The sequence below is a fragment of the Dolichospermum sp. UHCC 0315A genome, from assembly GCF_008121535.1.
Classification (GTDB): domain Bacteria; phylum Cyanobacteriota; class Cyanobacteriia; order Cyanobacteriales; family Nostocaceae; genus Dolichospermum; species Dolichospermum lemmermannii.
Window position 1 is genome coordinate 2,829,384 of the sequence record NZ_CP043056.1, and the last position, 12,379, is coordinate 2,841,762.

A 12,379-nucleotide genomic window follows, 5' to 3' on the forward strand; every position below is an offset into this window, starting at 1 on the left:
TACAAAACTCGGTACACCTTAATATTCTGGAATCCTCTTGCCCTCCTACGCAGGAAAATTCAAGAATCAAACCGGATTCCTATATCAATACCTTAGCCATTTTATGCTTTGTTGGCTTAAACGACAGCGCAACCCATCTACGAATCAAGGCTTTTTTCAATGTGGACAAGGTATTGTTTGTACAATGCCTACCCTAGATATAATTTCAACAATCAAAAGGAACAAAAAAATGACTTTAACAACTCTTCGCTTTCCTATTGATTTGGATGTTTACAAGTCTTTGAAGTTAGACCCGACTAATTCAACTTTGACTAATGAACAAAGAGAAATTCTGAAAGCTAATATTCAACTTTGTCGAGATACTATTGTTTTTTTTACCGCTGTAGCAGCAGCCAAAGGTGTGGGCGGTCATACAGGAGGAGCTTATGATACAGTTCCCGAAGTGATGATTTTAGATGCTTTCTTTCGGGGAGTAGCAGATAAATTTGTGCCAATTTTCTTTGATGAAGCAGGACACCGCGTTGCTACACAATATTTAATGGCAACTTTACAGGGTGATCTTGATGCAGAAAATCTGCTGCATTATCGAGAAGCCTATTCATTACTACTTGCACATCCAGAACGAGGACGCACTCCTGGTGTAAAATTTAGTTCGGGAAGATTAGGACACCTCTGGGCTTATGTGAATGGAGTAGCGATCGCACATCCTCATCAAGTAGTATTCTGTTTGGGTTCAGATGGTTCACAGCAAGAAGGAAATAATGCCGAAGCCGCCCGTTTAGCTGTGGCTAAAAATCTCAATATCAAATTAATTATTGATGATAACAATTCCACCTGTAGCGGATATCCAACAGATTATCTCAAGGGTTATAACGTCGGTCAAACTTTAGCTGGACATGGATTAACTGTATTAACTGGAGCAGGGGAAGATTTAGATGATTTATATACTCGTCTCTGTCAAGCTGTCACTATTAATGGACCAGTAGCAGTAATTAATAAACGTCCTATGACTCCCGGTATTGTTGGAGTAGAAGGCACACCTTTAGGACATGATGCCCTATCACCAGAGTTAGCGATCGCCTATTTAGAAACTCGCGGACATACATCAGCCGTCAATTACCTCAAAAAAGTTATTCCCCTCACACATACCTACTCTTTTACGGGTTCTAGCAGCAAAACACGCCATATTTTTGATGCTACCGTTGTCTCTCTTCTCAGTCAAATGACACCCACAGAACGGCGAGAAAAGGTAATGTGTATTGACAGTGATTTAGGAGAATCCTGTGGTATCAATAAAATTAGTCAAGCCTATCCAGAGATTTTCTATCATGGCGGCATCATGGAAAGAGGAAACTTCTCTGCGGCGGCAGGATTTGGCATGGAAGCAGGAAAACAAGGCATTTTCAGCACTTATAGTGCCTTTTTGGAAATGTGTATTTCTGAAATTACAATGGCACGGCTTAATAAATCCAACGTTCTTTGTCAATTTTCCCATAGTGGGATAGATGAATTAGGAGATAACACCTGCCATTTTGGGTTAAATAATATGTTTGCCGATAACGGTTTAGAAGACGCTTATCAAACCCGTCTCTATTATCCCGCCGACGGACATCAAATGAAAGCTTGTGTGGAAACTGTATTTGATCAACCAGGGTTAAGATTTCTCTTTTCTAGCCGTTCCCCAGTACCCGATATTCTGGATACAAATAGTAAACCTTTATTTGCAGATGGTTATACATTTATTCCTGGAAAAGATGACGTAATACGAGAAGGAACAGCCGGCTATATCGTTAGCTTTGGAGAGGTACTTTACCGCGCCTTAGAAGTAGTAGAAAGCCTGAAAAAACAGGGAATTAATGTCGGTTTAATCAATAAATCCACATTGAATCTAGTAGATGAAGAAATCATGGCAAAAATTGGTTCAACACCCTTTGTTTTAGTAGTTGAATCCTTAAATCGGCGTACAGGTTTAGGTATCCGTTTTGGTTCATGGTTACTAGAAAGAGGGTTTTCTCCCAAATATGCCTATATGGGAACTCATCAAGAAGGTTGTAGCGGAATTTGGGAACAACTCCCCCATCAAGGTATTGATACTATTGGCATCATGAACAAAGTTGAGGAAATGTTAAAATAAGAAAAAAATCCCCGAATTCTTCTGTGATCATCACCATAAATTATCAGATGATATCAGAAGTCGGGGATCTGAATCTAAAGGAGAATAATTACCAGTGATTAAAGTGGCTTTTCTTGATCGAGATGGAGTAATTAATATTGATCATCACTATGTTTTTAGATGTGAGCAGTTTGAATTTAATGATGGCATTTTTGCTACTTGTCGTCTACTACAAGATTTAGGTTATAAGCTAATTGTGATCACAAATCAATCAGGTATTGCTCGTGGTTACTATTCTGAACAAGATTTTTTAAGTCTTACTGTCTGGATGTATGAGCAATTTAATAACCAAGATATAACAATACTGGATGTGTTTTACTGCCCACATCATCCCCAATCAACTATATCTAATTACCGTCAAAACTGCCGATGTCGTAAACCGTTACCAGGAATGATTGAACAAGCTTGTCAGAAATATCCTATAGACTTGCAAAGCTCAATCCTAATTGGTGATAGAATATCGGATATGCAAGCTGCTAAAGCCGCAGGAATCGGTAAATTTTATTTACTCAGTCCAGAAATTTTTATTCCTAAAGAATTACAAGTTTCTGCTCGGTTGGATAATCTGGAAGCACTAAAGTTTTTTATTTAATGAATTTGAGAATATGTTTATTAAATATTCATTAAATTTTACTAAACTTTTACTAAAAAACCAGCAAATTATTTTGCTGTCCCATACAAAACAAAGAGATCTACAAGCAGATGAATAAAGTTTGGCGTTATGTTCAAGAATTGCTAATATTTAAACTCATATATCCCATTCTATTGAGATACATTGACGAAAATCTCATCACGATGACTGAGGAGATGGAGAAAGATAAAATGGAGAATAATATTCCTAAATTAGAAGTGGAATATGAACAATTACCTATTCTCAAATTGATTTATTCAATTTTATTTAACTATCTACACAGCAATTTAATTACTAGAGTAGATTTACTCCAGCAATGTCAAGCAGAGAATAATCTTTATCAGTTAAAATATGATGAAATTATTCAAATTGAACCAGCTATAAGTTATCAAGAAATTCCCGCAGCATTTAGAGAAAAAGAAGGTAGCTTTGAATTTACTAATCCTTTTGCTGCGGTTGTCAAAAACGTGGAGTTATTGGGAATTTATGGGATTGGTTTTACTGAGGATAAGAATATTATTTTAGAAACAGTTTTAGATAGAGTAGATGTCTTAGAACACACTACTATTTCTACAATGAAGGCTGGTTTCAATTCTCAATATATTACCCCCATAGATAAAATAGAACATTTTGATTTAGCTTGTTCATTTGTTAATTATTGGAGTCATTTATATGCTCATTGGATATATGAAGCTTTAACTCGATTAGAAGCCATTGAATATTATTCTCAAAAAACAGGTAAAAACCCAGTCTTAATAATTGATAGAGATATTCCTAGTTGGAAAATTCGCTCTTTAGAATTGATGGGTTATGGTCTAGAAAATTATATCCAATGGAATGGATATAGAGCTAAAGTTAATGAATTAGTTATTTGCTCTAAAAGACGTGAAGGAGGACGTATTTCTATCAAAGCTTGTCATTGGGTAAGAGAACGTATTCTTAGTAACGTAGATACTTATGCAAATCCAAATCTGGTTTTGAGTCCCAATATTTTTATTTCTCGTAAAAAAGCAAATGCTCGCCGCATTTTGAATGAAGAAGAAGTAAGCAATACTCTCGATAAAATGGATTTTGTACCTTATGTTCTAGAAGATTTAGATTTTGCTGACCAAGTAAAATTGTTTGCTCAAGCTAAATTTATTATTGCTCCTCATGGTGGTGGAGTAACAAATATTATTTTCTCCCAAAATTTAACTTTAATTGAACTTTTTGGTCAGAAAATTAGCCATTTCTATTATACAGTTGCTAAAGGATTAGGATTCGATTATGCTTGTATGTTTTGTGAGGTAAAGAATGAAGATATCATTGTCAATTGTGAAGAATTAAGTAGAATGGTTGATAAAATGACAAAAAATAGAATTTGATAATGTAAATTAGATGATCATAAAGCTTGATGAAAATTTAAATTTTGACTAACAGATTATTAATTTTGTATGAACAGTAAATTAAATTCTCCTAAACATTGCTTAGTCACTGGTGCTGCTGGTTTTATTGGTAGCCACTTGTGTGATCTCCTCCTCAAATCAGGTCATAGTGTCGTTGGTTTAGATAATCTGGTGACAGGAAGAACGGCTAATTTAAAAGTGGCTCAAACCTATTCCACATTTACATTTATTGAGCAAGATGTTGCTGATATTTCCCCATCCATATTAACAGATATTGACTGGGTATTTCATTTAGCAGGATTAGCTGATTTAGTTCCCTCAATCCAAAATCCAGGAGCATATTATCATGCCAATTTACATAGTACATTCGTCCTTTTAGAAGCTTGTCGTACTGCTAAAATCCAAAAATTTATCTACACAGCTTCTTCCACTTGCTATGGTATTCCTAATCAATATCCCACATCAGAAACCTATCCTTGTCATCCTAAACATCCATACGGCTTAACAAAATATTTAGGTGAACAATTAGTCATGCACTGGGCGCAAGTTTATCAACTTCCAGCCCTTTCTTTACGATTGTTTAATGTGTATGGACCAAGATCCAGAACCACAGGAGCTTATGGTGCAGTATTTGGCGTATTTTTAGCTCAAAAACTAGCGAAAACCCCTTTTACTGTTGTAGGAGATGGAATGCAAACGAGAGATTTTACCTTCGTTAGTGATGTAGTAGCAGCCTTTATCAAAGCTGCTGAATCGGATATTACCGGGGAAATTATTAATATTGGTTCTGGTAAATCTGAAAGCGTTTTAACACTGGTGAAATTATTAGCAGGAGAAATTACTCACATTCCCAAACGCCCAGGAGAACCGGATTGTACTTGGGCTGATATTACTAAAGCTACGACTCTTTTAAAATGGCAACCTCAAGTACCTTTAAGTCAAGGTGTAAGTGAAATGTTAGCCAATATTGAACTTTGGCGAGATGCTCCAGTTTGGACACCAGAAACAATTCAGCAAGAGACAAAATCGTGGTTTGAGCATTTAGGAAAGGAATAAAAATGACCAACTCATCTATAAGACTTGACCAACAATCAATCAAGGTACAAACTACTGGTAAATCTCTATGTCAAATTACGCCCCAAGTCCAAGCAGTCATTACAGAATCAGGAATTACAGCAGGAATTTGTAACCTTTTTATCCGTCATACTTCCGCCAGTTTATTGATTCAAGAAGAAGATGCCAAACCCGACGTGGAAACCTTTTTTGCGAAGTTAGTTCCCGAAAATGGTCAATATCTTTTAGCCGGACAAGGTTTAGATGATATGCCGGCACATATTCGCTCTGCCCTTACCCATACCTCTGAACAAGTTCCGATTGCTCAAGGTCTTTTGCAGCTAGGACGTTTACAAGATATTTATATCTGGGAACATCGTCAGTCTGGTTACATCCGTGAAGTCGTTATCAATATATTGGGATATTAAAAATGTCACAACTATTAACCATTAATCAAATACCCTTCGTTAATCTTAAAAGTCAACACGCTGCCATAAAGTCTGAGTTACTAGCAGCAATGGGTGAAGTCCTTGATGATGGCAACTTTATTTTAGGCGAGCAAGTTGCAGAGTTTGAGCGTCAGTTTGCTCAATTGTGTGGCGTTCGTTATGCAGTTGGTGTTAATTCTGGGACAGATGCCTTAATTTTTGCACTCAAAGCACTTGGTATTCGTTCTGGTGATGAAGTTATTACTGTCCCTAATTCTTTCGTGGCTTCAGCTACCTGTATTCGCATACTTGGTGCTAAACCTGTATTCGTTGATGTGGGCGATGATTACAATATTGATCCAACTAAAATCGCCACAGCTATTACTCCCAAAACAAAGGCAATTATCCCTGTACATCTGACGGGAAGACCTTGTAACATGAAACCAATTTTAGATATTGCCCAGGAAAATGGAATAGCTGTAGTGGAGGATGCCGCCCAATCTGTACTGGCTGAGTATCAAGGTCAACGAGTAGGTTCTTTGGGAATAGTGGGTTGTTTCAGTTTACACCCCCTGAAAAACTTAAATGCTTGTGGAGATGGAGGAGTAATAGTAACGGATGATTCCGAACTGTATGACCAGTTAAAAATTATGCGGAATATTGGTTTACGAACTCGTGATGACTGTGTGATGTGGTCTCATAATTCTCGCTTAGATACTCTACAGGCAGCTATTCTGTTAGTTAAATTGCGTTACCTCCAGGAATGGACACAGCAACGTCAAGAAAATGCTCACTATTACCAAAGTCAACTTGCGGGTATTCCCCAAATCATAATGCCATGGGAACGAGAGTGGGAAAAATGCGTTTACCACACCTTTGTTATTCAAGCTGAACGGCGTGATCAATTGCGTCAATTTTTGAGCGATCGCGGTATCGGTACAGCAATTCATTATCCAGTGCCAATTCATCTATCTACAGCAGGTAAAGAATTAAGCTATCCAGCAGGGAGTTTTCCTATCGCAGAAATGCAAGCAAGCCGCATCCTGAGTTTACCTATTTATCCAGGACTAACCGTTCAGGAACTTGAGCAAGTTTGTGAAAACATTAAGTTATTCTATCAATAAATAAGCCTCAAATTTTCTTCACTTTTGACTTGCTGTTGTGCATTTTGAATGCACGACAGCTTACCCTCTAAGCTATACACATCATTTCTAAAATCCAAAATCTAAAATATGCTAAAGTCTAACATTAATTCACTAAATATTGGCTGTGCTGCTTGGGGCTGGAGAGAAGTGGAAATACCTGAATATTTCCACTGGATAGCTAACCAAGGCATTCGTTCAGTAGAAGTGAATGCTCATCCCCAAGCACCCAAACATCTTTTACATGATGGTGATGATCAAGCAGTATCTAAAATTGCTGATTGGGCTAAAGAAGCAGGAGTAGATATTATTTGTATAGCAGGAAGAAATAATTTTACACTCTCAGATGCAAATGAGTTAGAAACAGAAATTAAAAGAGTAGAGCGTTTTGTTGATAGTGCTGAAAAATTAGGGGCAAAATTTGTCAGATTATTGTCTGGTGATCACAGAAATGATTATATTCTCCCAGATGTTTTTCCTCTGTTGCATTATGCTTTTAATAAAATCGGTGATTACGCCGAAGAACGAGGAATTCAAATAACGATTGAAAATCATGGTGGACCAACTGCAACCGGACAAAGAGTGGCCAGAATGATGAAAGGTATTAAAAGTCCTGCTGTTGGTATTAACTATGATCCCGCTAATTTTTTGAATCAGGGAACTGATCCTTTGATGGCACTCCGCTATATTCTTCCTTGGGTAAATTATAGTCATTGGAAAGATGTGCAATGGGTTAATGGTAGTCCTCAATTCTGTGCTTTTGGAGAGGGAGAAATTGTCTGGGAACCGATTATTAAAGAACTATTAAATGCAGGTTATCAGGGATATTGGGTGGTTGAATATGAAGAAACATCAGATGTTGAGCAGGGAACGAAAGAGAGTTTAAATAACTTGTCTCAAGTATTACAAAAATTTGCCGTTGTCTAAGTTTATTTCATTATTTTCATCAGGGGTTAGCAATTAAATGTCATTTTCTTTAGATGGTCATGTGGCCTTAGTTACAGGAAGTTCTGCTGGTTTAGGGAAAGCGATCGCTCTCAAATTGGGACAAGCAGGTGCTAAGGTAGCAATCAATTACAGCAATAACGAATCACGGGCTAAACAGGCTTTAGCTGAACTTGAACAACAAGGTTGCCAAGCTATTTTGGTTCGTGGGGATGTTACCCAAGAAGAAGATGTAGCAGCAATTTATGAAGCGATCGCCTCTCAACTGGGTGCAGTAGATATTTTGGTGTTAAATGCCACAGGAAACCAACCCCAGATCCCCTTTGAGGAATACACCTGGCAAGATTTCCAAACCATGCTGGATTTTTTTATCAAAAGTCCCTACTTATTAACTCGTATTTGTTTACCCTCCATGAAACAAAAACAATGGGGACGAATTATTAATATTAGTAGTGACGTTTGTTTCCGCTCAGTTAATAACTTCAGTGCTTACGTTACTGCCAAAAATGGACAACTGGGATTTACACGCAGCATGGCCACCGAATTAGCGCCTTTTGGTATTACAGTTAATGCAGTTGCTCCCGGTTGGATACCCGTAGAACGCCATGAAAACGTTCCTCAAGAAAAAAAAGACGCTTACCAAGTCAGAATTCCCATGCAGCAATGGGGTAATCCACAGGATATTACCGAAGCAGTGCTTTATTTCGCCAGTCATGAGTCCAGATTTGTTACAGGGCAATATTTATGTATTAACGGTGGCTTTACTCTTATGTAAATATGGTTAAGACTGATTGAGTTATAAACAATTCAGCTTTTTCAGGATTACACAAAAAATACCAAAAATATGGCGTTTCATAATTGCGGAATGTGGGATGTAATATATCAAACATTCTGACCCATGACTCTTGATTATTTAATAAGTGTTTTCAATACAGATAATATTCCTTTAGCATATTCATTTTCTGCTATTTGAAAATGTAATTTCCTAGCTTCGCTGGTTGCATTTCCAACTAAATAACCATGTCTAACAGTTTGCAGCATTTCAATATCATTACCACTTTCACCAAAAGCTATGGAGTTTTGATAGCTTACATTTGTCTGCTGTAAAATAAAATTAACTATATGTTTTTTACCTGTCCCTGATGGGATAAAATCAACATCATAGCAATTGTTTGGATCTCCAGATAAAGGATTTGCTTGACTAATATTTACTTGAATACCAGCTTTTTTCACTAACTCTTTTATCTTCAAAATTGCCTGATTATCAATTAGATCATTTTGTTGATGGTAATAGTAATTTTTTAAAAAAGGACAATCTGCTATTTGAGGTTGTGGTGTCAAATGTATATTATCTAATTTTAAAAAACTAACTAAGTTATTAACTAAATTCTCAGAGAATCCAGTTTTCATAAGATTGTTTTCCCATATTTTATCTTTTTCAGCGTATTGGTTTTGATTGAAGTAGATTAGTTCAGTCCCTAAACTACTAGCAATAAAATGAGGTAATAATGTCAAACCACATTTATTTATTTTATCAAAAACTGAAGTTAAACTACTACCAGTAACCCAACCAAAAAAGATTTGTTTCTGATATGTTTCATTTAATAAATACTCCTCAAGTTCTTTGAGATCATTTTTATAATCCTCTCTATTTTGATGAGCAAGATAAGTTTCATCAAAATCTGTAAAAACAACGTATTTTGGTTCTGGGACAAAAGGTAACAGTTTTATATTATGTTTGCAATATTTCATATAATGCTTATATAGGACTCATATTTGATTTTTGAAAAACACCCGGTACACCTGAATCGCCTAGAATCCTTTTACCTCATGCCTTTTGCATCTTACCTACCTACGCAAATAATTTCAGGACTCAAATATTATTCCTATACATATTATTTTATTTTTTGTGAGATTCGGGCGAAAAGACTTTATATTTTACATCCTATTATAGCCCACATTCACTATAAACTTTCCTTTAGTCGTCTTGAGACGACTTTTGCTATTAGACATGGCTTCGCCACGCAAGCTATCAGAATTCATTCGGAGGCGGGTTAAATAAGAATGAAATAGTCCTGGGCAAACATGGGTTCTTGCGGCTAAACTCTTCTTTTCTTGATGCCCACATTTTGGACAAGTTTGAGATGGTTTTACCTGTTTCTGACCCATTTAGTTCTGTTGCTCAAAGCAAGAAACAGATTTACCAAACTTTTTAGATGAAGTAATGCGGTTGGATACAGCAGCGTTGTCCAAATCTTTGTGAAGTTGGCGGTGGTAGTGCAACATTTCACTGACTTGTTTATTTGGATATAGTCGGAAAGTTGCTCTCCGTAATGCCATCATCAATCACCCCCTTGGTTTATCTATAGTATACTGCTATTATCTAATTCCATCACTGATATTCTCAATACAGACAAATGGTTGCTGAATCTGCTGACTTTGTCGAGAAATACATTGATAATTTGGCATAAATAAAATATAGTTGTCAAAAACTCAACTGTCCAAATAATTTCTTTCAACGTGTTGAAAATTAATTATCCAGACGTTTCGTTTTTGACTTGCTTACATCCCCACGATATCAGTACATTGAGGGTGGGGATGTAAGCAAAACAGTTAAAACTAACATTGTCATTATCTCAAAGTCAGAAAAAAGCATAAGCCTATGGTTAAAGCGCAAATGGCGATATCTACGCTCGTCGCAGCCATCACCAAATTTATCTGGACAGATGATTTCTTATTTCCTGCGTCTATGTGGCTTGTGAGTCGCATATTTATTGGGACTGCTATGTTATTGATTGCCCCCAATTTACCAGCATTACAAGATGGGATTACGCCTCATTTTGGCTGGGGAATTTTTGATGCTTGGGATAGTGTCCATTATCGAGCAATTTCCACTGAAGGTTACGAATTTATTGATGATGGCAAGCAACATAATTTGGCATTTTTCCCCCTATTTCCTGTCAGCATTTTTATCTTCATGAAATTCGGGTTTCCTTTTGAATTAGCTGGATTAATTATCAATAATTTAGCATTTCTAGGAACACTTTATTTTTTATATTCTTGGGTGAAAAAACAATGTGGTATCAGCGCAGCCCATTGGACAATTTCTGTCATGGCTTACTGTCCTATGTCTCTATTTACGGGGGTAATTTATACAGAAGGATTGTATTTGTTATTGAGTACAATGGCTTTACGTGCCTTTGATCAAAAACAATATGTTTGGACAGCAATTTGTGGGGCAATGGCCACAGCAACACGTCCCACAGGTATGGCATTAATTTCCGCATTTTTAATTACTGCTTGGAAACAAAATAAACCATTAACTGCCTATATTGCAGGTTTATTATCTGCCACAGGGTTGTTAATATTTAGTGTCTATTGTAAATTGAATTTTAATGATTTTTTAGCCTTTATTGCTGCACAAAAAGGATGGCGGCCTTCCTTAGGTTTTGATTGGGAAGGTTGGTTAAATATGTTTATGCAAATTCCCTTTGGCAACAATTGGTATTTTGGTTGGGTTGAGAATGATGAAGGCGGGATTAAAGATTTTTGGTATCCGCTATTTTTTGGTTTAATTGTAATTAGTTCTTCTTGTTTATTGTATTGGCGAAAATATTTCAATCCATTGATATTCTATGCTGGTTATGCGATAATCATATTATCATTAATAATTGCCGATCAGGGATTAATAAATAATTTACTGAATGTATCTATGATATTAGGTAGTACCTACCTTTTATGGTATTTCCGTCAGCAACTAACTCCAGTTATGGTAGTTTATGGTTTTTGTGGTATTGGTTTACTTTTAGCCTCTGGTGGCACAATTTCTTTAAGTCGTCTTGGTTATGGAATCGTTCCTCTGAGTGCAGCTATTGGTATCTGCTTATCTCGTTATCCGCGTCAAGCTTATTTAGTTATGGGTTTGTTTATCACCTTACTTGGTAAATTGGCAATAGGTTTTGCTCAAGAAATTTGGGTAGGATAGGAGGAAATATTTAAAGTGGAGAATATCAGGATGTAGAATTTTCGACTGCGGATTTTATATGAGGAAATTTAACTTTATTATATAAATCTTGCAAGGAAATCTCAAAAGATACCGTTTCCAAAGATATGTTTTCATCTTCTTCATCATACTCACGCAAATTCCATCTTTTTTTCCCAGTTTTGGAAAATTGTTCTCCATGAATTCGGTTTTGATCAATTAACAGATATTCTTGAAAAGTGGAAATTGTCCTGTACGCTGCAAATTTATCTTCTCTGTCATAACTTTTGGTAGATTTAGATAATACTTCTATAATTACCTGGGGATTTGTAATTGTATCTGTCCGATTATTGAAAAATTCTGGCTCATCTGCAATAATAATCACATCTGGATAAGTGTATATTAATCTTTGGGGTATCCATAGACGCATATCACTGTTGAAAACCTCATATTTGTCTTGTTGTTTAAAAGCAAAATTTAGTGCAGCAGAAAAATTACCTGTAATCCGGTTATGATTTATAGATGCACCAGCCATAGCAGTGATTTGTCCGTCAATGTATTCGCTTTTGTAGTCAGCAGTTGCTTCTAATTCCAGATATTCTTCTGGGGTGTAATATTGCTTTGCTATTAATTGCATATT

13 protein-coding genes are annotated in these 12,379 nt (G+C 36.3%); 9 read left to right on the forward strand and 4 right to left on the reverse strand.

Going from position 1 to position 12,379, the window contains the following annotated elements; translation table 11 throughout:
• Positions 1-229: 229 nt before the first annotated feature.
• The 8 genes from BMF77_RS13780 (at position 230) to BMF77_RS13815 (ending at position 8,532) form a co-directional block, all read left to right on the forward strand.
• The gene (locus BMF77_RS13780; RefSeq protein ID WP_053539647.1) at positions 230-2,134 is read left to right on the forward strand and encodes a transketolase C-terminal domain-containing protein; all 1,905 of its coding nucleotides are present in this window, start codon (positions 230-232) and stop codon (positions 2,132-2,134) included.
• 94 nt (positions 2,135-2,228) lie between these two features.
• Positions 2,229-2,765, forward strand: coding sequence for a D-glycero-beta-D-manno-heptose 1,7-bisphosphate 7-phosphatase (gene gmhB, locus BMF77_RS13785; protein WP_015078124.1), 537 nt, complete (start codon positions 2,229-2,231; stop codon positions 2,763-2,765).
• A 110-nt stretch (positions 2,766-2,875) separates the two neighbouring features.
• Positions 2,876-4,168 (forward strand): DUF563 domain-containing protein, encoded by a 1,293-nt coding sequence (locus BMF77_RS13790; protein WP_148763541.1) that lies wholly within the window; start codon positions 2,876-2,878, stop codon positions 4,166-4,168.
• 69 nt (positions 4,169-4,237) lie between these two features.
• On the forward strand, positions 4,238-5,245 hold the full coding sequence (locus tag BMF77_RS13795; protein ID WP_015078122.1) for an SDR family oxidoreductase: 1,008 nt from the start codon (positions 4,238-4,240) through the stop codon (positions 5,243-5,245).
• 2 nt (positions 5,246-5,247) lie between these two features.
• Positions 5,248-5,670 (forward strand): secondary thiamine-phosphate synthase enzyme YjbQ, encoded by a 423-nt coding sequence (locus BMF77_RS13800; RefSeq protein ID WP_015078121.1) that lies wholly within the window; start codon positions 5,248-5,250, stop codon positions 5,668-5,670.
• Positions 5,671-5,672: 2 nt separating this feature from the next.
• Positions 5,673-6,794, forward strand: a complete 1,122-nt coding sequence (locus tag BMF77_RS13805; protein WP_148763543.1) for a DegT/DnrJ/EryC1/StrS aminotransferase family protein — start codon at positions 5,673-5,675, stop codon at positions 6,792-6,794.
• A gap of 108 nt (positions 6,795-6,902) precedes the next feature.
• Entirely contained in the window at positions 6,903-7,739 is an 837-nt protein-coding gene (locus tag BMF77_RS13810; protein WP_015078119.1) for a sugar phosphate isomerase/epimerase, read from the forward strand.
• 37 nt (positions 7,740-7,776) lie between these two features.
• Positions 7,777-8,532, forward strand: a complete 756-nt coding sequence (locus BMF77_RS13815; protein WP_096667119.1) for an SDR family NAD(P)-dependent oxidoreductase — start codon at positions 7,777-7,779, stop codon at positions 8,530-8,532.
• Positions 8,533-8,666: 134 nt separating this feature from the next.
• On the opposite strand, the gene BMF77_RS13820 is transcribed toward BMF77_RS13815, so the two are convergent.
• From BMF77_RS13820 to BMF77_RS13830, 3 genes are all read right to left on the reverse strand, one after another.
• Entirely contained in the window at positions 8,667-9,509 is an 843-nt protein-coding gene (locus BMF77_RS13820; RefSeq protein ID WP_148763545.1) for an HAD-IIB family hydrolase, read from the reverse strand.
• A 186-nt stretch (positions 9,510-9,695) separates the two neighbouring features.
• Entirely contained in the window at positions 9,696-9,926 is a 231-nt protein-coding gene (locus tag BMF77_RS13825) for a hypothetical protein (protein ID WP_041457489.1), read from the reverse strand.
• Positions 9,927-10,100: a hypothetical protein gene (locus tag BMF77_RS13830; protein WP_246862919.1), complete on the reverse strand. Its 174-nt coding sequence runs from the start codon at positions 10,098-10,100 to the stop codon at positions 9,927-9,929.
• 319 nt (positions 10,101-10,419) lie between these two features.
• On the opposite strand from BMF77_RS13830, the gene BMF77_RS13835 reads away from it, so the two are divergent.
• On the forward strand, positions 10,420-11,742 hold the full coding sequence (locus tag BMF77_RS13835; protein WP_148763547.1) for a hypothetical protein: 1,323 nt from the start codon (positions 10,420-10,422) through the stop codon (positions 11,740-11,742).
• A gap of 25 nt (positions 11,743-11,767) precedes the next feature.
• On the opposite strand, the gene BMF77_RS13840 is transcribed toward BMF77_RS13835, so the two are convergent.
• Positions 11,768-12,376: a Uma2 family endonuclease gene (locus tag BMF77_RS13840; RefSeq protein ID WP_148763549.1), complete on the reverse strand. Its 609-nt coding sequence runs from the start codon at positions 12,374-12,376 to the stop codon at positions 11,768-11,770.
• Between the last annotated feature and the right edge of the window lie 3 nt (positions 12,377-12,379).